Origin of the sequence: Pontixanthobacter aquaemixtae, assembly GCF_009827395.1 — a bacterium.
Classification (GTDB): Bacteria; Pseudomonadota; Alphaproteobacteria; order Sphingomonadales; family Sphingomonadaceae; genus Pontixanthobacter; species Pontixanthobacter aquaemixtae.
This window is the reverse complement of the sequence record NZ_WTYX01000001.1, coordinates 37263-59221: the sequence shown is the minus strand read 5'-3', so window position 1 is coordinate 59221 and position 21959 is coordinate 37263. Positions and strand designations below refer to the sequence as shown.

Annotated in this window: 27 protein-coding genes and 1 tRNA gene; 16 read left to right on the top strand and 12 right to left on the bottom strand. The window is 55.7% G+C overall.

Annotation, left to right across the window (positions count from 1 at the left end; genetic code table 11):
- Position 1: 1 nt before the first annotated feature.
- The 3 genes from ccoO to GRI41_RS00325 all read right to left on the bottom strand — a co-directional run bounded on the left by ccoO (position 2) and on the right by GRI41_RS00325 (position 3248).
- Positions 2 to 781 carry a cytochrome-c oxidase, cbb3-type subunit II gene (gene ccoO / locus GRI41_RS00335; RefSeq protein WP_160602688.1) on the bottom strand — a complete coding sequence of 260 codons (780 nt, stop codon included), beginning with the start codon at positions 779 to 781 and terminating at the stop codon, positions 2 to 4.
- Between the two features lie 11 nt (positions 782 to 792).
- Positions 793 to 2457 carry a cytochrome-c oxidase, cbb3-type subunit I gene (ccoN, locus tag GRI41_RS00330; protein ID WP_160602687.1) on the bottom strand — a complete coding sequence of 555 codons (1665 nt, stop codon included), beginning with the start codon at positions 2455 to 2457 and terminating at the stop codon, positions 793 to 795.
- A 92-nt stretch (positions 2458 to 2549) separates the two neighbouring features.
- Positions 2550 to 3248, bottom strand: a complete 699-nt coding sequence (locus GRI41_RS00325; RefSeq protein WP_160602686.1) for a Crp/Fnr family transcriptional regulator — start codon at positions 3246 to 3248, stop codon at positions 2550 to 2552.
- Between the two features lie 118 nt (positions 3249 to 3366).
- Here GRI41_RS00325 and GRI41_RS00320 point away from each other — a divergent pair, with 118 nt between their 5' ends.
- The gene (locus tag GRI41_RS00320; RefSeq protein WP_160602685.1) at positions 3367 to 4146 is read left to right on the top strand and encodes a DUF2189 domain-containing protein; all 780 of its coding nucleotides are present in this window, start codon (positions 3367 to 3369) and stop codon (positions 4144 to 4146) included.
- Between the two features lie 243 nt (positions 4147 to 4389).
- Here GRI41_RS00320 and GRI41_RS00315 read toward each other — a convergent pair whose 3' ends face one another.
- Positions 4390 to 4728: an ArsR/SmtB family transcription factor gene (locus tag GRI41_RS00315; protein ID WP_160602684.1), complete on the bottom strand. Its 339-nt coding sequence runs from the start codon at positions 4726 to 4728 to the stop codon at positions 4390 to 4392.
- Positions 4725 to 5381 (bottom strand): peroxiredoxin, encoded by a 657-nt coding sequence (locus GRI41_RS00310; RefSeq protein WP_160602683.1) that lies wholly within the window; start codon positions 5379 to 5381, stop codon positions 4725 to 4727. The genes GRI41_RS00315 and GRI41_RS00310 overlap by 4 nt, the downstream gene beginning before the upstream one ends.
- A 76-nt stretch (positions 5382 to 5457) precedes the next feature.
- On the opposite strand from GRI41_RS00310, the gene GRI41_RS00305 reads away from it, so the two are divergent.
- The 12 genes from GRI41_RS00305 to GRI41_RS00250 all read left to right on the top strand — a co-directional run bounded on the left by GRI41_RS00305 (position 5458) and on the right by GRI41_RS00250 (position 14592).
- Positions 5458 to 6390, top strand: coding sequence for an MBL fold metallo-hydrolase (locus tag GRI41_RS00305; protein ID WP_328600488.1), 933 nt, complete (start codon positions 5458 to 5460; stop codon positions 6388 to 6390).
- Positions 6387 to 6836, top strand: a complete 450-nt coding sequence (locus GRI41_RS00300) for a YeeE/YedE family protein (protein WP_160602681.1) — start codon at positions 6387 to 6389, stop codon at positions 6834 to 6836. The genes GRI41_RS00305 and GRI41_RS00300 overlap by 4 nt, the downstream gene beginning before the upstream one ends.
- Positions 6833 to 7252 (top strand): DUF6691 family protein, encoded by a 420-nt coding sequence (locus tag GRI41_RS00295; RefSeq protein WP_160602680.1) that lies wholly within the window; start codon positions 6833 to 6835, stop codon positions 7250 to 7252. The genes GRI41_RS00300 and GRI41_RS00295 overlap by 4 nt, the downstream gene beginning before the upstream one ends.
- Positions 7252 to 7671, top strand: coding sequence for a TIGR01244 family sulfur transferase (locus tag GRI41_RS14445; RefSeq protein WP_160602679.1), 420 nt, complete (start codon positions 7252 to 7254; stop codon positions 7669 to 7671). The genes GRI41_RS00295 and GRI41_RS14445 overlap by 1 nt, the downstream gene beginning before the upstream one ends.
- A gap of 10 nt (positions 7672 to 7681) precedes the next feature.
- Positions 7682 to 8905: an NAD(P)/FAD-dependent oxidoreductase gene (locus GRI41_RS00285; protein ID WP_160602678.1), complete on the top strand. Its 1224-nt coding sequence runs from the start codon at positions 7682 to 7684 to the stop codon at positions 8903 to 8905.
- Positions 8906 to 8923: 18 nt separating this feature from the next.
- A complete protein-coding gene (locus GRI41_RS00280) occupies positions 8924 to 10684 on the top strand; it encodes a SulP family inorganic anion transporter (RefSeq protein ID WP_160602677.1) in 1761 nt (586 codons plus the stop codon).
- Positions 10684 to 10845: a transposase gene (locus tag GRI41_RS14490; RefSeq protein WP_160602676.1), complete on the top strand. Its 162-nt coding sequence runs from the start codon at positions 10684 to 10686 to the stop codon at positions 10843 to 10845. Before GRI41_RS00280 ends, GRI41_RS14490 begins: the two co-directional genes overlap by 1 nt.
- Before the next feature lie 13 nt (positions 10846 to 10858).
- Complete coding sequence (locus GRI41_RS00270; protein WP_160602675.1) at positions 10859 to 11488, top strand: peroxiredoxin; 630 nt, start codon at positions 10859 to 10861, stop codon at positions 11486 to 11488.
- Between the two features lie 14 nt (positions 11489 to 11502).
- Entirely contained in the window at positions 11503 to 11949 is a 447-nt protein-coding gene (locus GRI41_RS00265) for a DoxX family protein (RefSeq protein ID WP_160602674.1), read from the top strand.
- A 77-nt stretch (positions 11950 to 12026) separates the two neighbouring features.
- The gene (locus GRI41_RS00260; protein WP_160602673.1) at positions 12027 to 13469 is read left to right on the top strand and encodes a cytochrome ubiquinol oxidase subunit I; all 1443 of its coding nucleotides are present in this window, start codon (positions 12027 to 12029) and stop codon (positions 13467 to 13469) included.
- The gene (gene cydB, locus GRI41_RS00255) at positions 13469 to 14464 is read left to right on the top strand and encodes a cytochrome d ubiquinol oxidase subunit II (protein WP_160602672.1); all 996 of its coding nucleotides are present in this window, start codon (positions 13469 to 13471) and stop codon (positions 14462 to 14464) included. Before GRI41_RS00260 ends, cydB begins: the two co-directional genes overlap by 1 nt.
- Positions 14464 to 14592 (top strand): DUF2474 domain-containing protein, encoded by a 129-nt coding sequence (locus GRI41_RS00250; RefSeq protein WP_160602671.1) that lies wholly within the window; start codon positions 14464 to 14466, stop codon positions 14590 to 14592. Before cydB ends, GRI41_RS00250 begins: the two co-directional genes overlap by 1 nt.
- Positions 14593 to 14656: 64 nt before the next feature.
- On the opposite strand, the gene GRI41_RS00245 is transcribed toward GRI41_RS00250, so the two are convergent.
- Together GRI41_RS00245 and GRI41_RS00240 are read right to left on the bottom strand one after the other, a co-directional pair.
- Positions 14657 to 15655 carry a hypothetical protein gene (locus GRI41_RS00245; RefSeq protein ID WP_160602670.1) on the bottom strand — a complete coding sequence of 333 codons (999 nt, stop codon included), beginning with the start codon at positions 15653 to 15655 and terminating at the stop codon, positions 14657 to 14659.
- A 186-nt stretch (positions 15656 to 15841) separates the two neighbouring features.
- Positions 15842 to 16132, bottom strand: coding sequence for a helix-turn-helix domain-containing protein (locus GRI41_RS00240; RefSeq protein ID WP_160602669.1), 291 nt, complete (start codon positions 16130 to 16132; stop codon positions 15842 to 15844).
- A 36-nt stretch (positions 16133 to 16168) separates the two neighbouring features.
- On the opposite strand from GRI41_RS00240, the gene GRI41_RS00235 reads away from it, so the two are divergent.
- Entirely contained in the window at positions 16169 to 16729 is a 561-nt protein-coding gene (locus GRI41_RS00235) for a hypothetical protein (protein WP_160602668.1), read from the top strand.
- Between the two features lie 98 nt (positions 16730 to 16827).
- Here the strand turns inward: GRI41_RS00235 and GRI41_RS00230 are convergent.
- The 4 genes from GRI41_RS00230 to GRI41_RS00215 all read right to left on the bottom strand — a co-directional run bounded on the left by GRI41_RS00230 (position 16828) and on the right by GRI41_RS00215 (position 19133).
- Positions 16828 to 16903: transfer RNA gene (locus GRI41_RS00230), tRNA-Lys, on the bottom strand.
- 16 nt (positions 16904 to 16919) lie between these two features.
- Positions 16920 to 17420, bottom strand: coding sequence for a 2-amino-4-hydroxy-6-hydroxymethyldihydropteridine diphosphokinase (gene folK, locus GRI41_RS00225; RefSeq protein ID WP_160602667.1), 501 nt, complete (start codon positions 17418 to 17420; stop codon positions 16920 to 16922).
- On the bottom strand, positions 17417 to 18268 hold the full coding sequence (aguB, locus tag GRI41_RS00220) for an N-carbamoylputrescine amidase (RefSeq protein WP_160602666.1): 852 nt from the start codon (positions 18266 to 18268) through the stop codon (positions 17417 to 17419). The genes folK and aguB overlap by 4 nt, the downstream gene beginning before the upstream one ends.
- A 16-nt stretch (positions 18269 to 18284) precedes the next feature.
- The gene (locus GRI41_RS00215; protein WP_160602665.1) at positions 18285 to 19133 is read right to left on the bottom strand and encodes a class I SAM-dependent methyltransferase; all 849 of its coding nucleotides are present in this window, start codon (positions 19131 to 19133) and stop codon (positions 18285 to 18287) included.
- Positions 19134 to 19257: 124 nt separating this feature from the next.
- Between GRI41_RS00215 and msrA the strand changes: the two genes are divergently transcribed.
- Positions 19258 to 19794: a peptide-methionine (S)-S-oxide reductase MsrA gene (gene msrA / locus GRI41_RS00210; RefSeq protein WP_160602664.1), complete on the top strand. Its 537-nt coding sequence runs from the start codon at positions 19258 to 19260 to the stop codon at positions 19792 to 19794.
- Positions 19795 to 19806: 12 nt separating this feature from the next.
- Positions 19807 to 20640, top strand: a complete 834-nt coding sequence (locus GRI41_RS00205; protein WP_160602663.1) for a hotdog family protein — start codon at positions 19807 to 19809, stop codon at positions 20638 to 20640.
- Positions 20641 to 20646: 6 nt separating this feature from the next.
- Here the strand turns inward: GRI41_RS00205 and GRI41_RS00200 are convergent, their stop codons facing one another.
- Positions 20647 to 21894, bottom strand: a complete 1248-nt coding sequence (locus GRI41_RS00200; protein WP_160602662.1) for an RsmB/NOP family class I SAM-dependent RNA methyltransferase — start codon at positions 21892 to 21894, stop codon at positions 20647 to 20649.
- Between the last annotated feature and the right edge of the window lie 65 nt (positions 21895 to 21959).

Sequence of the window (21959 nt, the reverse complement as noted above, 5' to 3'; positions counted from 1 at the left end):
GTCAGCGCCCCTTCTCTTCGGCCAGTTCTTCCTGCGCGGCTGCGCTGTTCACGTCGACCAGAGTGCCGAGCATCTGGAGGTACGCGACGAGAGCGTCCATTTCGGTCAGCCGCGAGGGATCGCCATCATAGTCGCGCATTTGCGATTTGGGATAACGCGCCTCCAACTCAGCCGCGCTGCCGAATTCTGCCGCCTGCAGCTTCAAATCGCTTTCGGCATTGGCGATATGTTCTTCAGTATAGGGCACACCGAGGCGTTGGAGCGCCTTCAAATTCGCCGCTGGGTCGGCGATCTCAAGCGGGGTTTCGGAGAGGAAAGAATAGGTCGGCATGATGCTTTCAGGCACCACGCTTTGCGGGTCTTTCAAGTGTTGGACATGCCATTCGTCTGAGTAGCGGCCACCGACACGGGCCAGGTCCGGCCCGGTCCGCTTCGAACCCCATTGGAAGGGATGGTCATACATCGATTCAGCGGCCAGGCTGTAATGGCCATAGCGCTCCACCTCATCGCGGAACGGACGGATCATCTGGCTGTGGCAGGTGTAGCAACCCTCACGAATATAGATGTCGCGCCCCGCCAGTTCGAGCGGCGTGTAGGGCCGCATACCTTCCACTTTCTCGATTGTATTGTCGATCCAGAATAGCGGGGCGATCTCGACGATGCCGCCAATAGCGACAGCGACGAGCGTTACAGCAGACAACAGCGTGACGTTACGTTCGAGCCGTTTGTGCCCCTTGGGCTTCTCAAGAGCGGCGGTTTCCTTGACGACGGGATCGGTCATAGTCGGCAGTCCTATTCGGCAGGAACGGTTGCAGGGATGGGACGGTCGGCATCCGCATCGTATGGCGTTTCGGTCATTGATTTCTCTTCACGCAATTTGCCCGCCAGAGTCATCCAGACGTTGTAAGTCATGATCAGCGCGCCAGAGAGGTACATCAGACCGCCTACGGCGCGCATGACATACATCGGGAACATCGCGGAAACCGTGTCGGCGAAGGACCACAGAAGGTAACCATCGGTGCCGTATTCGCGCCACATCAGGCCCTGCATGATGCCGGCGACCCACATGCTTGCGGCGTAGAAAACAATGCCGATCGTCGCGAGCCAGAAGTGCCAGTTGATCATCCGCAAGCTGTACATCCGCTCGCGTTTCCACAGGCGTGGGACGAGGTAGTACATGCAAGCGAAGGTGATCAGGCCGTTCCAGCCAAGCGCACCCGAGTGAACGTGGCCAATTGTCCAGTCTGTGTAGTGTGACAGGCTGTTGACCGCCTTGATACTCATCATCGGACCTTCGAACGTGCTCATGCCGTAGAAGGCCAGCGCCATCACCATCATCCGGATGATTGGATCGGTGCGGATCTTGTCCCACGCGCCGTTGAGCGTCATCAGACCGTTGATCATGCCGCCCCAACTGGGCATCCACAGCATGATTGAGAACACCATGCCCAGCGTCTGCGCCCAATCGGGCAGCGCGGTATAGTGCAGGTGGTGCGGGCCAGCCCAAATGTAGAGGAAGATCAGCGACCAGAAGTGAATGATCGACAGGCGGTAGGAATAGACCGGACGCTCTGCCTGCTTCGGCACGAAGTAATACATCATCGCAAGGAAACCGGCGGTCAGGAAGAAACCGACCGCATTATGGCCGTACCACCATTGGGTCAGCGCATCCTGCACCCCGGCGAACGCGCTATAGCTCTTCGCACCCAACAGGCTGACTGGCATTGCCAAATTGTTCACCACATGCAGCATCGCTACGGTGATGATGAAGGCAAGGAAGAACCAGTTGGCGACATAAATATGCGGTTCACGGCGGCGCACGATGGTGCCGATAAACACCGCGAGATAAGCCAACCAGACCACCGTCAGCCATAGATCGACATACCATTCAGGCTCGGCGTATTCTTTGGACTGGGTGATACCGAGCAGGTAGCCCGTCGCAGCCAGGACGATGAACAGTTGGTAGCCCCAGAATACAAACCGTGCGAGGCTCGGAAAGGCGAGCTGTGTGCGGCAAGTACGCTGTACAATGTAATAGCTCGTCGCAATCAGTGCGTTTCCGCCGAACGCGAAGATCACTGCACTTGTATGCAGCGGTCGCAAGCGCCCAAAATTCAGATAGGGTTCTATATTAAGCTGCGGGAACGCCATTTGCAGCGCGATGACAACACCCGCCAACATGCCCGCAATTCCCCAGAACAACGTCGCGATGACGCCCCAGCGAACCGGGTCGTCGTCATAGCGCGTCGGTCCTTCGGGCATTTTGAAGAAGCTACGCGCATTGCTCGTCGGATCGAACCGCGCGGCTGAAAAGCACATCAGCAGGAAGGCAACGACGCCAATGATCGTGGCGTGCGCTGCGAAGCCGCTATCCTTTGCAGCGACTATTGCACCGATCGACAAGAGCATCACGCCGAACCACAATCCGACTCGCCCCAGCGCATTTTCTGCCTGCATGAAAATCTCCGTTATTCTGTCGCGTCGTTAGTTGGCGACGCGACCGCGTTCATTGATCCAGATCAAATTTCGAAAAAATGTTGGTTTTGGTATCAGCCCGGGTCGGGCAGCAAGTCCGCACGCGTCCGCAAGGACTGGAGGTCGTGCAGATGCACAGTCGAGCGGCCTGCCGTCCCGATCAGCCCCTCCGTTTTGAGTTCCCCGATCTGACGGCTGACCGTTTCGATGGTCAGACCAAGACTGTCGGCAATGTCGCGGCGCGACATCGGCAGGTGCACTTCGCAGCTTCCGGTTCGATGCGGTACTTTGCGCTCCGCCATCTGGAGCAGGAAATTAGCCAACCTTTCGCGCGCCGTCTTGCGACCGAGCTGAATGGCCTTTTCCCGTGAGCGCCAAAGCGCGGCCAATGTACGTTGGCAGGTCTCGTTCAGAATGCCAGGCTCGGTGACGGCGAGCGCCATGAACTTATCAGCGTTGAACACCAACATCGTGCAACTTTCGAGCGCGCAGAGATAATAGGAATGCGGCCCGCGCGGCGGAATCGACACGAGGTCATCGTGAAAGTGGAACGCGACAATCTGCTCTCGCCCCGACGACGCGTGCGCGACAAGTTTTGTCGCGCCCTCTCCGATAAAGACGAATTGCGGTCCACTCTCATCAAGCCGAACACGTTCGGTACGATCCGCACGCACCACACGCGCAATTGCAGCGAACTGGTCTAGCGTCACCGGATCGGTTGCACTGCCCAGAACAAAATCGGCAAAGCGCCGCTTGAGATCGTGCGATTCCATGACTCACCCGTCGCACCATTTTTGAAGGCAGTCTTTGATCTAGATCAATGAAATCAAAATGCTCAGCAGGCATTGGGAACAATGACAATATAAACCAACTGTCGGGGGAGAGAACGGTATGGACAGCCATGAGGAAAGCGCGCCGACCACTACCGCCATCGCAACAGATTTGAAACTAGCCGACCTGCGCACTGCGCTATCGGCTGGTTGGGCGGATTTCGTCGCGCTCCCGGCTTACGGGCTGTGTATTGCCTTAGCGTTCGTGCTTTCTGGCCTGGCGTTTTCTTACCTGCTGTTCATGCGTGGTGAATATGTATGGCTCATAGCGGCGGCGGCTGGCTTTCCGGTCGTTGCCCCGTTCGCTGCGGTTTGCCTTTACGAGGTGAGCCGGAGGCGAGAGCGCGGATTACCGGTCAATTGGGGAGTGGTTCTCCAGGCAGTAGGTGGGCGCGGCGATGAGCAAATTTTGAGCATGGGCGTGCTTTTATTTGTGGCATTCAGTTTCTGGACAATCGTAGCCCACACAATCTTCTCGATCTTTGTAGTCGAGGCCGGAGCCGGATCTGAGACACTGGAATTTCTAGCCACCACGCTAGGCGTTGCCATGCTATTGGTCGGCGGCATCGCCGGAGCTCTGATAGCTTTGGTGTTCTACACCATCACTGTCGTCAGCCTGCCGATGCTGGTCGATCGCGAAGTGGATTTTCTGACAGCGATTATCACCAGCCTACGCGCTTTTCGCGCCAATCTCGTGATCCTGCTCTGCTGGGCGGTGATCATCGCTACATCACTGTTTGTGGCTATAGTCTCGCTTTTTTTGGGACTGTTAATCGCCTTGCCAGTGTTAGGACATGCAACATGGCACCTTTACCGCCGAGTGGTTCAACCCCAAGATTGAACAGTTACCCTGGTCAAACTTTGGCATTTAGTGTCTAGTGGATACGGCTCTGACCGATGGATCGAGTTGTGAAAACGCAGTCGCCCTCCTCCTTAGCCGAAGCGGCCGAATAGGATGTCTGCTTTCAGGCCCTCGAAAGCAAACCCCTTATGACCGAGATTGGGGCGCAAAGCGGACCACCAACTCGATATGCTACTGTGAATTCCTACTGACGGGCTAAGAGAGAATGCCGTAACCGTCAAACTACGACATACGCGCAAAGTTAGCTACGCCCCGAGCTGATGTTCTCGAGGACTTTGGAGACATCGACCGCTTGCTAGCAAGCCCCTCGATCAACGCCGCTACGCCAGACAAGCTCTCTTTATCGATCCGATAGAATACCAGTTTTGCATCTTTTCGTGTTTGAACGATCCCTGCGTTTCGCAGCACGGCCAGTTGCTGCGAGAGCGCTGGTTGACCTACTTTCGATGCCACCTCGATCTCACCGACGTTGAGCTCTTCGTCTGCCAGCACTTGAAGGAGCTTTAGCCGGATTGGGTGCGCGAGTGCTTTCAATATTTCAATAGATGGATCGTCGCTCACTTGCGGTCCTCCGTGCTGGTCTCAGCCAAAAACCAATCGGTTTCGCCCTTTGCGGAAAAGACATCGTCAAGGTTGGCAGGGGGCTGGCGGAGCATCGGATCGCCCGGATGCCAATTCGCCGGAGCTAATGCAGCCTCCTCATCAACGGCCATGAGTGCATCTAACATCCGAAGCATTTCTGGCGTCGAACGCCCGACATTGGCTGGATAACAAGTCATAGCCCTAATGATCCCGTCCGGATCAATGAAGAAAGTAGTGCGGACCGTAGCGCTGTCATTATCCTTTGGCGCAACCATTCCGTAGGCAGTTCCGATCACCAGCGTTGGGTCTTCAATTATCGGGAACCTCACTTCTAAATCGAAACGGTCGCGGATCATCCGCAGCCAAGCAAAGTGTGAGAATAGGCTGTCTACCGAAAGCGCCATCAACTCACAGTTGCGCTTCTCGAACTCGTCGGCTTCCCGGGCGAGCGCTACAAACTCGGTCGTGCAGACCGGCGTGAAGTCCGCAGGATGTGAGAACAAGATCAACCATTTGCCGCGATAGTCGGAGAGTTGAACTTTTCCCGCTGTGCTCCGCGCCGAAAAGTCTGGCGCTTCATCGCCAATACGCAGGCCTGCGCAAGGTGCGTTTCTTGTTTCATGCTGTTCCATGAAAACTCAGTAGCACTTGACAGGGAGAATGCAATACATATACATATTTAATGTAATTGATAATTGGAGATTCGCAGTGAGAGATCCTGACAAGCCCCTTCAGTGCGCCGCCACTCAGATAGAACGCGCTCAATCTGACAAGTCGCTCAAACCGACGATTGCCGGATTTTTCGACGAAACTACGAATACAATTAGCTATGTAGTGCACGATCCGAAGTCCTGTGAGGCGGCGATTATCGACTCGGTTTTGGACTATGATGCGGCGGCCGGACGCACATCGCATGGATCGGCCGACCGCATTGTTGAATATATCACTTCTAATAATCTGAAAGTGGTATGGCTAATTGAGACCCATGCGCATGCGGATCACATTTCGGCTGCGCCATATCTCCAAGAAAAACTGGGAGGCAGGCTTGCCATCGGTCGTGAGATCATTCGAGTGCAGGACGTCTTTGGAAAACTGTTCAACGCGGGCACCGACTTTAAGCGGGACGGATCGCAGTTCGACAAGCTGTTTGATGATGGCGAGGCGTTCGCGATAGGGGAATTGGAAGGTATTGCTCTTCATGTGCCGGGGCACACACCCGCCGACATGGCGTTCATCATCGGCGATGCTGCGTTTGTCGGCGACACGCTGTTCATGCCAGACTTTGGTACCGCCAGAGCGGATTTTCCCGGTGGCGATGCAAGGCAATTGTTTCAGTCAATCGGTCGCCTTCTGAAACTCCCCGATGAAACGCGGCTGTTTCTTTGTCACGACTACAAAGCACCGGGCCGTGAAGAGTATGTTTGGGAAACTACCGTTAAGCAGCAACGCGAAGGCAACGTGCATGTGAAGGATGGAACGTCTGAGGACGACTTTGTCGCAATGCGGACTAGCCGCGACAAGACATTGGCAATGCCTACGCTGATCATGCCGTCGGTGCAGGTCAATATCCGCGGCGGGCGCTTGCCCGAGCCTGAAGACAACGGTGTGAGCTACATCAAAATTCCGGTGAATGCGGTATGACCTTGCCCGGCTTCCCTGACGCTACTCCACTCGCCGGACTTGGCGGCGGCATTCTAATTGGTCTCGCTGCAGCGCTGATGTTGCTTGGGGTCGGACGGATTGCAGGAGTGTCCGGTATCGCCTCCAGAGCGACCGGGATCAGCGATAGCAGTTTACGCAAATCGTCGGCGTGGATATTTCTGTTGGGCTTACCTTTTGGCGCACTTGTTGTGATTGCTGCAATAGACCGGCTTGAACCAAGCTTTGCAAACCCAATGCTGCTCGCAGTTGCGGGCTTGCTGGTTGGTGCGGGCACTCGCCTCGGGAGCGGGTGCACAAGCGGTCATGGCGTGTGCGGCATGAGCCGCCTTTCGCCTCGCTCTCTGGTCGCGACAGCTACCTTCATGGCTTTTGGTATCGCAACCGTCGCGACGATGAATGCTTTGGGCTTGAAGGTTCTGCCATGATCAGTCGCAACCTTCCGATACTTCTATCAGGGGTGTTGTTCGGCGCTGGCCTAACGTTAGGCGGCATGACCGATCCTGCACGTGTCCGCGGCTTCTTGAATCTGTTTGGTGATTGGGACCCAACACTGGCGTTTGTCATGGGCGGAGCCGTAATCGTTATGGCAATCGCATGGCAGTTGCAGCCAAAATTGGCGCGGCCAATCTTCGCCGACACCTTTGCTCTTCCATCGCGGCGAGACCTAACACCAAGACTTATCGGCGGGTCCGCTCTTTTTGGGATCGGATGGGGTGTCGCAGGCCTTTGTCCCGGACCGGGTATTGCAGCACTTGTGATTGAACCAATTTCAGCCGCCATTTTCGTGGCTGCGATGCTTGCTGGCATGTTCCTTATCCGCCTGACGGAAGGAAATGCGTGATGGATGTTCGCAACGTCACAGAAGGCTTTGCGGTCGCTCCCCAGATGCAACCTGATGACTTAGTCATATTGGCTGACCTGGGGTTCGCAGCTGTGCTTTGCAACCGTCCGGATGGTGAAGAAGACGGGCAGCCCACCGTTGCCGAGATGCGCGATGCAGCACAGGCCGCAGGTCTTGCATTCCATCATATCCCCGTCGCTGGAGGAAAATTTCCCGAAGCTGCAATCGCTGCCTTTCGAGCCGTGCGACGCGGAACGCAAGGACCTGTGCTGGCATATTGTCGCACCGGCACACGCTCTATCACACTGGACACATTGGCCAATCCAAACAGCGTTTCTCCATCGGAACGGCTCAAGCGAGCCGCTGATGCTGGCTACGATCTGTCCGCGATGAGCGACCAACTCAGTTCTGAATTCTAGGAGAGCAACCATGCCTGTTTCACACACGGTCGTCGTAGTCGGCGGCGGCGCTGCGGGGATCGCCACGGCAGCATCATTGCTTAAGCGCAGATCAGGACTTGATATCGCCATCGTCGAGCCTGCCGATACGCACGCCTATCAACCTGGCTGGACAATGGTGGGTGGCGGTGTTTTCGAACAAGAAGTTACGCGCAGAACGATGGCTAGTGTAATGCCCAAGGGCGTCACTTGGCTTAAGCTCGCTGCTAAATCGCTCCAACCTGACGACAACCAAGTCACGCTCGAAGATGGGTCTACGTTATCATATGAAGCCCTTGTGGTAGCGCCCGGCATCCGGCTTGCTTGGGAGCAGATTGAAGGGCTTGAAGAAACTCTTGGAAAGCACGGCGTCACGTCCAACTATCGATACGATCTTGCTCCTTACACTTGGGAATTGGTGCAAGGCCTTAAACAAGGCCGAGCGATTTTCAGCCAACCGCCGATGCCGATTAAATGTGCTGGTGCCCCGCAGAAGGCGATGTATCTGTCTTGCGACCACTGGCTGCGTTCGGGCGTTCTTGATCAAATCAATGTCGAGTTTGACAATGCTGGGGGCGTTCTTTTCGGCGTTGCGGACTACGTTCCCGCGCTGATGAACTATATCGAGAAGTACGGAGTTGACCTCAGACTTGGTAGCACTCTGAAGGCAGTTGACGGCGGGGCACGGCAAGCGGTGTTCGAAACCGAAGACGGCGAAGTCACACGCGATTTTGATATGCTGCATGTTGTGCCGCCACAAGTTGCGCCACAGTTCTTAGCTGAGAGTCCGCTCGCGGCAGCAAGCGGGTTCACCGACGTAGATCATCACACACTGCAACATGTGCGATACCCAAATGTCTTTGGATTGGGTGACGCGGGCGCGATGCCCAATGCGAAGACAGCCGCCGCAGCGCGTGTACAAGCGCCAGTAGTGGCCGTGAACGTTTTGCAACAGCTAGACGGCAAAGGCCCAAAGGCAGGTTATGACGGGTATGGATCATGCCCATTGACGGTTGAGCGCGGAAAAATCGTGCTCGCTGAGTTTGCTTATGGTGGAAAGCTAGCTCCAAGTTTTCCGACTTGGCTGATTGACGGCACGAAGCCCGCTCGCCTGTCATGGATGCTCAAAGCCGATGCGCTGCCGTGGATTTACTGGAACGGGATGCTCAAGGGCCGCGAGTGGATGGCCGGCCCCGGCGGGCTGATCGCGCAGTAAGCGTGAACGGTTGACCCGATGAACATCCTGTCACGACATCTTCCGATCCTTGAGTGGGGTCGAACTTATGATCGAACGGTGCTGTCCAATGATCTGATGGCAGCGGTGATCGTGACAATAATGTTGATACCGCAGAGCTTGGCCTATGCCTTGCTTGCCGGTCTACCGCCGGTGGTCGGACTGTATGCATCCATTCTTCCTTTGGTCTTCTACGCCATCTTCGGGACAAGCCGTACATTGGCCGTGGGGCCGGTTGCCGTGGTCTCATTGATGACTGCATCGGCGGCTGGCGCAGTCGCAGATCAGGGCACGGCACAATACCTAGAAGCAGCAATCACCTTGGCCGCTTTGTCAGGTATCATGCTTGCCATTCTCGGCCTGTTAAGAGCCGGTTTTCTGGCAAACTTGCTGTCCCACCCTGTCATCAGTGGATTCATTACTGCATCTGGCATTTTGATCGCAACAAGTCAGCTCAAGCACATTCTTGGTGTTCAGGCGGGCGGCGACAATTGGCCCGATATGCTCGCCTCTCTGGCGAGTGCTATCGTTGACACCAACCCATGGACGCTTGCGGTCGGGATACCAGCAACCCTGTTTCTGTTCTGGGTACGTAAGGGCGCGAAACCCGCCTTGCAGGTAATAGGATTACCAAAACGCGCAGCTGAAATGACGGCCAAAGCCGGGCCCGTTGCGGCTGTTGCGCTGACAATTCTGGCTGTTCTTGCCTTCGATCTGGATGGACGGGGTGTCAATCTGGTGGGCGCGATCCCCCAAGGCCTTCCACCTTTTGCAGTCCCCTCCACTGACCTCTCGCTGATAGAGAAGTTGTGGGTGCCAGCGCTCCTAATTTCGATAATAGGCTTTGTGGAAAGCGTTTCGGTTGCTCAAACGCTCGCGGCCAAACGACGTCAAAGAATTACGCCCGATCAAGAATTGATCGGGCTCGGCGCTGCGAATATCGCGAGCGCCTTTTCTGGGGGGTACCCAGTAACCGGAGGTTTCGCGCGCTCGGCAGTAAACTTCGATGCAGGCGCACAGACCCCCGCAGCGGGCGCATACACAGCAATAGGCATTGCCCTTGCCACCCTTTTCCTCACACCGCTTCTGTTTTCCCTTCCGGTTGCGACACTGGCTGCAACGATCATCGTTGCTGTCCTGAGCCTAGTTGATCTGAAAACACCAGGCAGGCTGTGGCGCTATTCCAAGGCTGATTTTGCTGCACATGCCGCAACCATCGGCATTACACTGTGGGCGGGTGTAGAGCTGGGCGTGATCGCCGGAGTTGCAGTCGGTCTTTTGCTTTACTTGTGGCGTGCCAGTCGCCCACATGCAGCGATTGTTGGCCGTGTCCCCGAGACCGAACACTTTCGCAATGTTGATCGTCACAGGGTGTTCACCGTACCGCATGTGCTCTCGATCCGGATTGATGAGAGCCTGACTTATCTCAACGCACGCTGGCTTGAGGAATACGTTCTAGAGCGTGTCGCCGAGCGTCCAAAACTCCGCCACGTCATCCTGATGTGCAGCGCGGTGAATGAGATTGACGCATCCGGCCTCGAAAGCTTGGAGGCGATCAATCACCGACTAGCAGACGGCAATATCGGACTGCACCTCTCCGAAGTGAAAGGGCCAGTTACCGACCGTCTAAAGCGCACCCATTTTCTCGATGACCTTCATGGTCGCATTTATCTCTCACAAGATCGCGCCTTTGTCGAACTGGCCAAGGATGACGGTCTGGACACTGCGCCAATCGATGATCTGGCCCGAGGTATGATCTGATGACTGCAATCAGAAATAAAGACGAGAAATGTCGTCAAATAGAGCGCCTGATTACTTCCGGCTCTGGCGTTTGTGAGAGCTGCCGCGAAGTCGGCGTCTCTGAGAAGACATTCTACCGCTGGCGCAAAGCCAATCTCTCCAACAGCCCTACCCCCAACTAAAAAGGAAATTCTTATGTCCCTCCACATTGGCGATATCGCGCCCGACTTCACTGTCGATACCCAGAACGGCGAAATCAACTTTCACGAATGGGCCGGAAGCTCTTGGGTCTTTTTCTTTAGCCACCCTGCTGACTTTACGCCTGTCTGCACGACCGAAATGGGCCGCACGGCTCAACTGGCGGCTGAATTCGAGCAACGCAATACCAAGCCGATTGGTCTCTCGACCGATACAGCCGAAGAGCATCGCAAGTGGATCGAAGACGTGAACGATACCCAGCACACCGACCTGAAATTCCCCATCGTCGCGGATGCAGACCTGTCAATTGCGAAGCTCTATGACATGATCCACCCTGACCAGAGCGAAACGGCAGCAGTCCGTGCGGTGTTCATTATCGATCCGGACAAGAAAATCCGTCTGACAATGACCTATCCGATGAGCTGCGGCCGGAATTTTGACGAGATACTGCGCGTGATTGATGCCTTGCAGCTGTCCGATGCCAAGCAAATCGCAACGCCTGCAGATTGGCGCTCCGGTTCCGACGTCATCATCCCGCCGTCAATTTCTGACGAAGTGGCTAAGCCACTATTTCCGCAGGGCTGGACTACCCTGCGTCCGTATTTGCGCACCACGAAGATTGACTGAAAGGGAAACGCAAAATGCTTGAGACAATTGACAACTGGCTGACACCATCAGTCCGTCTGAGTAGGCTTGTCGAGCCGGTATTCCGGGTAATGACTAGCTTGATATTCATAATCGGCGGACTCGGGCATTTCGGCCAGCACCAATACATGCTGGACCGAATGGACAAGTCGCCATGGAGGGAAGTCGTGAACTCGATTGGCGATCCGTCGGTTTTGCTTTGGCTTAGCGGCGTGGTTTTCATCATCTTTGGTATCACTTTGGCCATTGGCTTTTTTACTAGGCTCTCTGCGCTGCTTATTCTCGTGACGCTACTTCCGATTACCTTCTTCACACATATCGCGCCTGGCCATGTCGGACCGTTGTTTAAGAACGTAGCAATCATGGGTGCTTTGGCATTCCTATGGTTCAAAGGCGGCGGGGCTTATGCCCTCGACTATCGATGGTTAAAGCGAACGCAGTAGCTTCGTTGCCCAATGAGCTAGTGGAAACATCTGCGGCTCTGATGTGACCAGGAGAGGTTAAAAAGTAGGAGCCAGTTATGTTTGATGGTCTCGATGCTCTACTGCTCGCTCGCATACAGTTTGCTTTCACGGTAAGCTTTCATTTCATTTTTCCGTCTTTCTCTATCGGGCTGGCAAGCTACCTGATGGTGCTTGAAGGTCTATGGTTGAAAACGAGTAAGCAACTCTACCTCGATCTGTTCAAATATTGGGTCAAGATATTCGCCATCGCTTTCGCGATGGGCGTCGTTTCGGGCATAGTAATGAGCTATCAGTTTGGCACGAATTGGTCCGTCTTTTCGGACAAAGCCGGTCCGGTGATCGGGCCGCTGATGGCATATGAAGTACTGACGGCCTTTTTCTTGGAGGCAGGCTTTCTAGGCGTAATGCTGTTCGGCATGAACAAGGTCGGCAAAAGGCTGCATTTCGCGGCAACTTGCATGGTCGCGTTGGGCACTTTTATTTCTGCCTTCTGGATCTTGTCGGTAAACAGTTGGATGCAAACGCCGGTGGGCCACGTGATGGGTGCGAACGGCCAATTTCTGCCGGGCGACAGTTGGTTCGACATCGTCTTCAATCCAAGTTTCCCATACCGGCTCGTACACACTCTCATGGCGACCTACCTGACCACCGCATTTGTCGTTGGCGGCGTTGGCGCATGGCACCTACTGAAAGATCGCAGCAACGCCCACGCGCGCAAGATGTTCTCTATGGCGATGTGGATGGCGGTTACCGTCGCTCCCCTGCAGATCTTTGCCGGGGACATGCACGGCCTCAACACCCTCGAACATCAGCCCCAAAAAGTCATGGCAATGGAGGGCCACTATGACAGCCATCCGAATGGTGCTCCGCTAATCTTGTTTGGTATTCCTAACAGTGAGGAGAAGCGGGTCGATTATGCTATCGAAATTCCCAAAGCATCATCGCTGATTTTGAAGCATGACCCCAACGCGCCACTTGCAGGATTGGACACAATTCCGGATGATGAAGAACCGCCTGTCGGCATCGTGTTCTGGTCTTTCCGAATTATGGTCGGGATCGGGTTTGCAATGCTTGGCATCGGACTTTGGAGCTTGCTCGCACGGTTCCGCAATCGGTTGTATGAATGGCCGGGGTTGCACCGCGCCGCGCTCATCATGGCCCCGTCAGGCTTTGTTGCCGTTATCGCCGGTTGGATCACGACCGAGGTCGGAAGGCAGCCCTACGTGGTTTACGGCCTGATGCGGACGGCGGACGCTGCCAGCCCTCTTGATGCGCCCGCAGTTGGGGCATCACTGCTCGCCTTCGTTCTTGTCTACTTCGCCGTGTTTGGAGCCGGCACAATGTATATCTTGCGCCTTATGGGCAAGCGGCCGCATACGGGTGAACTGGGCGCAAAACGCGGTGACACTGGTCCGATCAGGACCGCAGGCATCACACCTGGCCCCACACAAAATCCCGGGGGCGCGGAAGCGCTTCCGACCGATAAGGAGGATGTGTAATGGACCTCACAGTCATCTGGGCATTCATTATCGCCTTCGCTGTTTTTGCCTATGTGGTGATGGACGGTTTTGATCTTGGCATTGGAATATTGTTTCCGACTTTTCAGGTTGGTTCGGAACGAGATCGAGCGATGAATTCCATTGCCCCTGTTTGGGATGGAAACGAAACTTGGCTTGTGCTTGGCGGCGGCGGGTTAATGGCTGCTTTCCCGTTAGCTTATGCCGTAATTCTGCCAGCCACGTATCCTCTGATAATTGCCATGCTTCTTGGCCTCGTGTTTCGCGGCGTTGCGTTCGAGTATAGATGGCGCGATCCGAACCATCGCCAGTTCTGGGATGCGGCATTCGCAGGCGGTTCCCTGGTCGCAGCAATGGCGCAAGGCATGACGTTGGGCGCGCTGCTTCAGGGCATCGAAGTGGTTGATCGGGCTTACGCGGGTAGCTGGTTCGATTGGCTGACGCCGTACACCCTGCTCACCGGCTTAGGCACGGTAGCTGGCTATGCACTTCTTGGGGCAACGTGGTTGGTCTGGAAGCTAGACGGAACGGGACAGGCGAAAGCTAGGCAGTTGGGCAAGATATCGGCTCTGGCGACCATCGTGCTATTGGGTGCCGTCAGCCTCTACAATCTGGTGCTCAATGCCGAATATGCTGAAAGGTGGATGACTGCACCCGAGATATACTTCGCGGCTCCTGTTCCAATCCTAACGGCAATCGTCGCGGTTGCCTTGATCCGCTCGCTCAAGGCGGAGCGCCACAGCAAACCATTTTGGCTGTCACTGGCTCTGTTCTTCTTTGGCATGGCCGGATTGGGCGTAACAATGTGGCCTTATGTCGTCCCACCCGGTTTAACTATCTGGGATGCTGCAGCGCCAGAAAAGAGCCAGATATTCATGCTTATCGGTGTGGCCATCACCCTGCCGCTTATCTTGGCCTACACGGCGTGGGCCTATTGGGTGTTTCGAGGCAAGGTAGGTGACGAGGGGTATCATTGATGACGTCGAGTAGTGAATCGACCTCTCCGCTCTGGAAACGTCTCTTGTGGATGGTCGCCATTTGGGGGATGAGCGTGACTGTGCTTGGTGCGGTGGCTTGGGTCATCCGAACATGGCTTACAGAGTGATCGCAATGTCCGGATGAACCGAAAGCAGCGCGTGGGCTGCGTACGAATGCAACCACTTGGACATCTATGCCGCGTTTGACCGACCATGTTTTGCCTGCTTGCGAATCTTGCGAGGTCTGTAACCCCCACTAATCACTCGGACTGGCAAATAGTTCTTTGAACCAAATCCTTTTCGAAAGTGGTACCAAAATTGCCAGATGTCGAAATCACCTTCCAGTGTATCCACCGTGGCAGGTCGTTCACGATGCCAAGAGTTCATTTCTGCTCTTAGCTGCTGCCTTATCTGCTTGCCTGATCCGACTGACGAAATGAGATCGAGCAATTCAATTTGGGAGAATATCTCCATGGTCCTCAAGGCAAACTCTGGCCGATAACCCTTATATGTATTGAGCAGCTTGAACCTAGATGGATCCTCCTTTCGCGGCCGCCTATTTTTCGCACTGTGAGGTGGTTTAACTATGTACCTAGCCAAACGTTCGAGGTCTTCGCTTGCAGGCCCAACCTCCTTAATCACGACGGGCTTTGCACCCATTGAATTTTGCCATGCCCCGCCATTGATCAGATCTGCTTCTGCGGTCGAAACGTCGAGAGGGGTTTCAGAATAGCCAAGTATATGAGAGTGGAACAAGACGTAGCGCCCCGCACCACCTTGCGGGTAGTTGGCTAGGGGATGTGCCTCCACTACAAAAACACCGTTCAGCCCAAGCCGTCTCAGCGCTCGGTCCGCCTTATTGAGCAACTTCTTAACATCAACGATCGGGTGTCGGTCTGACACATTGCCCACATCGTCGATTAGCGTCAGATGGTAATAGTGCATCTCGGGAAATTCTTGCCGGTGTTCCAGCATTAATTTTGCGAATGTATCACCAAGTTTTGATCGGGCCTTTAAGTCTGAAGCGAGCAGCAAAGATGCACGATCATTTATACCCATCAACGACTCTAACGTGGATCGATGAGGGCCTGATTGATCAACTTGTTTTATCGCATCAAGAATCTTTGTTTCAAGTTTGGCTATGCGGCGCTCACCTCTATCGCGAGGAGACTTAGGATTACTTTTTTTCATTGATTGAAGCCTTAGTTTGGCATCACTAGGCCATGCCACGCCCATGGATAGGGAGCAGTGCGAGGCCTCAGTGAGTATTGGTGTATATTACATAATGCTTTGGTGCAGAGGTGATTTGCTAAGGTGGGATGGGCCGTATTGACGTGCAGAAAAATTCTTTCTCACACCTGTCTTTTGAAGGTTGGCTCATTGGATTATGCCAATATCGCTCGTGCTAAGCCGTAACTGTACAGCTTCGTAGCGCTCTATGTCTGCCAACGAATATCTGACTGCATGGCCAAATTTGGCAAACCGAATGCCTTCACCGGTTAGTCGGTTTTTCTGCAGCCATTTTCTGCTCATCCCAAGACGAGCGGCGGTTTCAGCCTCTGTCAGCCAGCGTGTGGCATTGCCGATCGGTTCTCTTGTGTTTTCCATACTGAGATAATAGCCCAACTTTTGGGCTGGCTCTTGAAGACCCATGCGTTTGGTTTTCAAGATTGCTCAAACTTCGCCAACAACTGTTCACGGAACATGATTGGCACCACTGACAGCGATACAGTATCGCTTCCAAATGCGATGAAGGGACGGACTTTGGGAAAGTCGAAGCAGCGATACCTTAAAAGCAGACCGAGAAAATTATCTGATTCGCAATGGGCCTTTGATGACGCTGCTGAATTTATTCGCGATGGTTTTAGTCAGAGGCAATCGGTCAAAGGCCTACGGCCTTTTGATTCCGCCAACGGGTATCTGCGTAGAGAGGCATACGCCCTGATCCGCGAGACGAAATCAAGAAAGGGTGGAGCGAACACAATTAAGAGTTTGGTTCAGCGTCTTAGCACGACCCCTGAATCGCCAGAGTACGCTGAAAACCCTTTTTATTGGGGGTTGCTCGCTATCGATCCACACAGGGATTTTTTGAGCCCACAGGATTTATCTCGCTTCGCCAAACAGCTCCTGTATGCGGATCGCAATGGCGTGCCTCCAAATTATCTGATTGGTTTTTTATATCAAACAGGCGGACCACGCGACCTGTCTCACAAGCTGGTCAGCAAGGTGCGAGACGATTCGCTCGCACTTGAGATCCAAAGGTAGTGCACAAGTCCAACCATATAAAGCCTGTCGGCGTGGTTGCTATGTGGTTGCTGTAGATAGTGGGTATCTTGTTGCTTTGGGGTAAAGCATTGAAAAGGTGGTGAGCCCTGCTGGGTTCGAACCAGCGACCTACTGATTAAAAGTCAGTTGCTCTACCGACTGAGCTAAGGGCCCACGCTTTGTGGTTTGTTCACCGGAGGCGTCCACTAGGGATGGGGCGCGGCTTGGTCAAGCGGGCATTGAGCTGTCGGACAGATAAAGATGAAATCGGGTCGCGCCAGTCGGGGGCGATCTCTGCTGCCAGGCCCAGGACAAAGCCCCTTTCGCGAAAGCATGTATGCGGGATGGAGAGGCCGGGAGAAGCCCAGATTCCCCCGCTCCACAGGATAATATCGAGATCCAGCACGCGCGCCGACCACCGCTGCCCGCCGCGTTTTCCGAAATTGCGCTCTATTTTCTTGAGCCCGGCGAGGAGCCTGTCCGGCGCAATGTCAGCCGCAAGCACCAGTGCTGCATTGGCAAAGCGCCGCTGTGACGGGCCGATCGCTGCGCTGCCTATAATCCGCGAAAACGCGCGAACCGATCCGAGCGAATCGAGCGCGTCTATTGCCGATGCAAGCACCTTGCCCGGGCCGCCATATCGGGCATGCCGCATATTCCCGCCCAAAGCGATCAGATAGGTATGGGTCAAATATCCTCTACCAGCCGGCCATAAAGCTGCGGGCGGCGATCGCGGAAGAAACCCATTCCCGCGCGGTGTTTTGCAGCAATCGCCAGATCGAATGTAGAGATAAGCACGCCGTCTTCCTCCGCCCCGAATTCGCACACCAGATCGCCCCACTCATTGGCTATGAAGCTGTGGCCATAAAAGCTCTGCTCGCCTTCCTTGCCGATCCGGTTGGCGGCGATCACCGGCATGCAATTGGAAACCGCATGCCCCTGCATCGCGCGGCGCCACATACGGCTGGTGTCGAGTTCCTCATCATAGGGTTCAGAGCCGATAGCGGTCGGATAGAACAACATTTCCGCGCCTTGCAGAGCCATCGCCCGCGCGACTTCGGGATACCACTGGTCCCAGCAGATGCCGACGCCGACTTTGGCGCCGAAAACATCCCAGACTTTGAACCCGTCATTGCCCGGGCGGAAATAGAATTTCTCTTCATAGCCGGGGCCGTCGGGAATGTGGCTCTTGCGGTAGGTGCCGAGCACTTCGCCTTCGCCGTCCACCATCGCAATGGTGTTGTAATAGTGATGCCCGTCGCGTTCGAAAAAGCTCACCGGAACCACGACGCCGAGAGATTTGGCGAGCTTGCGCATGGCAATGACCGAGGGGTGTTCGAGCGTTGGCCGGGCCAGCGCAAACAGCGCTTCGTCCTCTTCGCGGCAGAAATAGGGCCCTGAAAACAATTCGGGCGGCAGGATTATCTGCGCGCCCTTCTCCGCTGCGTGTTCGACCAGTTGCGAAACGGCGTCGATATTGGTGCTCTCATCATCAGAGCCAAGAGCAAGCTGGAGGGCAGCGACAGTAACTTTGGTCATGCCGCTGCCCTTAAACTCACTGGGCTTTCTTGAACAGCAGAGTCATCCGGTCCGATTCGCCGATGGCGCGGTGCTTTGCCTGTTCTTCTGCCGATTGCCGGCCAAAGCCGAGAGCGGGTGGAAGCGTCCAAACCCCGCCTTCCCAATTCGCCGGATCTTTTGGATTGGCGTTAATTTCGCTTTCCGCGACCAGTTCAAATCCGTTCGCCCGGAAAATCGCAACGACATCCTGCGTGCGCATATATCCACGCTGCCGCGCGCCGTAATCGTCATAGCTTGCGCCTTGCGGTGCGCGGTGTTGCACCACGCCGACCATGCCATCATCCTTGAGCATAACGCGCGCGGCCTTGAGCACATCGTCGGCGGAATTACCGTTGTTCAGACCGTGCATCGAACGGAAGATCACCACGCGGTCGACCGTTCCGGCAATGTCTTCGGGCATTTCATCGGTTTCAAAGGCTGTGACTTCAGAGGCATCAACCTCCATTGCTTCGGCAAGATCGCTTTTGAACCGTTCGGTCCAGCCTTTGGCCCGGGCTTCCTGCGCGCGCGAATTATATGTGCCTGCATCGCTATCGCCGTTGAACGCCAGATATTTGCCATGCGGCATGATCCACGGCGCCAGCACCCGTGTGTACCAGCCGCCGCCCGGGCCGAATTCGGCCACAGTCATGGTCGGCTCTATCTGGAAGAAAGCGAGCGTTTCGGCCGGCTTGCGATATTGGTCGCGCGCGCGATCATCGTCGCGATGGTCGGATGCAAGCACATCGGTCAGCGACGCCATTTTGCCATGATCATCGGCGACAGCGGGCACGGCCAATGCAAAGGCCGCAGCCGCAGCGGTAGCAACAAAAATCGAACGCATAATACTCTCCGGGGAAGTGTGTCTTATCCTGCCCCGCACTTTAGACGCGCACGCGGCGATGACAAGTGAACGCTGGCTTCCTATCTATGTTTGGAAAGTCCCAATTGGAAAACGTGAGAGCCACATGACCGACACAAAACAAGCCATCATTGCCGGCGGGTGCTTCTGGTGCACCGAAGCCGTGTTCCGTGATGTGATCGGCGTGAGCGAGGTCGAAAGCGGATATATTGGCGGCACGGTAAGCGATCCGACTTATAAACAGGTGTGCACCGGCACGACCGGCCATGCAGAAGCCATCCGCGTAACCTTTGACCCCGACGTGATCACTCTGCCCGAAATTTATGATGTGTTTCTGGGCACGCATGATCCGACCCAGCTCAACCGGCAGGGCAATGATATCGGCACACAATATCGCAGCGCGATTTTTCCCTTGGATGATGACCAGCGAAGCGAGGCAAATGCCGCGATCGAGCGTTGGAACGCAGAACATCCTGGAGAAGCGGTGACAACGGTAGAAGACGCCACCCAGTGGTTCCCGGCAGAGGATTACCATCAGGAATATTGGGAAGGCGAAGGCAAGAGCAATCCCTATTGTCTCGCGGTCATTCCGCCCAAGATCATGAAATTGCGCAAAAGCTTTCAGGACAAGGTGAAAAGCTGATCTGCGCAGGCCATGGGCAATACAGCACCCGATATCCAGTTCACGCATAACCGCATTGTGCACGATGACGGCAAAGTCAGCTTCCGGTGTTCAGGTGACCTTGCGGCTTGGCCTTGGTTGGAATTGCACCCGCATCATCCGATCGCGGTGCAAAATCTCCAATATTGGGCAAGTGTCGAGGCGGCGCGCCAGCGCGGGACCTTCGATGGCACCAAGTGGACCGCGCTGACCTGGACACGCTGGCGTAGCGGTGACGCAGAAATTGGCGGTTTTGCGCATGGCGTATCAGACATAGTCGAAGAGAACGGAAAACAGGCGAGCCGGCTGACCCTGTTCGACGCGCAGGACCGCGAGATTTGCTCTATGCTGAGCAAGGGTGTCGAATTTCGCACGCGCGATTTCGAAGCGTGGCGGGACAAGGCGAAACAAAGCAGCGGCGCCACGGTTGACCTTTCCGCGTTCGAATTTGCCAAGGTCGAAACGGTTGGCAGCGCGGGTGTAGGCCCGGCATTGATTGGCCCCCTGACCGGCGATGACACTCCGGAAGCCAACGGCCTGATGACGCTGGAAAACGCCTTCCCGCCCGCGCACCCTTATATGAGCGGATCGGGCGACCATGTGAACGCGACGCATCTGGCCGAAGCCGCGCATCAATTTGTCCATCTGCTGGAAGAGGGAGCTCCGCTGAGAGTGGCCCGTGGAGACATGCGGTTTACCCGCTATGTCGAGTTGGGGCGGGTCTTCGCGATCAGATTGCAGGAGCGCGCTGAGAATCGGGCGAGCCTGGTGATTGAGCAAAGCGGCCACGCCTGCACCGAAATCACCCTCAATTTCGAAAGGGTTTGATCTCCCTTACTTTCGCCACCGGCCGACAAAAAATCCGTCGAGACCGCCGGAATTGCCAAGCATTCCGGGATCGGTGCGCAGCCAGCCATCCTCGGTCGGCTCCAACCCTTCAGGCAATTCATCGCGAGTGATCGGTAACTGGGTCAGTCCGACGCTTTCTGCCTGCGCGATGCCTTCCGAATTCTCCAGCGAACATACTGCATAGACGAGCATCGAGCCCTCAGGCAGCCATCCGGCCGCGCGTTCGAGCAAGGCATTTTGCAATTCGGCCTGTTCTTCGATCTGGCGATCGCCGATCCGGTGGATTACGTCAGGATGGCGGCGGCATGTGCCCGTTGCCGTGCAAGGCGCATCGATCAGGATCGCATCGAATTGTTTGGCAGGCTCCCAAGTCAGCGCATTCGCCTTGATGATCTCTGCTTCAAGTCCGGTCCGGTCAAGGTTCTGGCGGACCTTGCCGAGCCGCCGCTCACTGATATCGAGCGCGGTGACTTTCCACCCCGCCGCGGCCAGTTGCATCGTCTTTCCGCCCGGCGCTGCGCACAGATCGAGCACGCGTTTTCCCCCGGAACCATTGGCGCCCGGCCCCAGCAAACGCGCAGGCAGCGTCGCCGCCAGATCCTGCACCCACCAATCGCCGTCCTTATAGCTGGGCAATTGGTCAATCGGCGTGCCGCGCGGCAGACGGATATGGCCCTGGGCAAGGCTGGTTCCGCCCATCGATCTGGCGCGCTCTTCGGTTTCGGACCAATCCTTCAATGCGAGATCGAGCGGCGGCGGAGTGACAAGCCCTTGCGCAATCGCTCCGGCTCGCGAGCCCCAGCGAAACGCCACGTCTTCTGGCAAAGTCGGCGCATCGGGCAGCGTCAGTCCGTCGCGCTTTGTCAGGGTCGAGAAAACACCATGCGCCAGTCTGCGCGGACCACCGCTGAGCAATGGCAGCGCGGTTGCGATGACCGCATGCGGCGGCGTATCGAGCCGGAGCCATTGCGCCAGCATCAACCGCAGGACCGAGCGCGGTTTCGCATCATGCGGCAGCGGCTTTTTCATTGCGCTATCGATCATCAGATCGAGATCGGTCAGCCAGCGCAAAGTCTCCCCCGCAATCGCTCTTGCCAAGGCCTGATCGGCAGGGCCGCGCATCCGGCGCAGCGCATTGCGCTCAACCGTTTCCAGCGTCTCGCCGCGATGCAGGACCGCATCGATCATTTGCAGCGCCGCACGGCGGGCGGGCAGCCCCGGAATATCAGACATGTTTGCTCTTTTTCATGGGCCGCGCTTTAGGCGGGGTTGCAACCTTGCGCTACCCCGCGCATTTG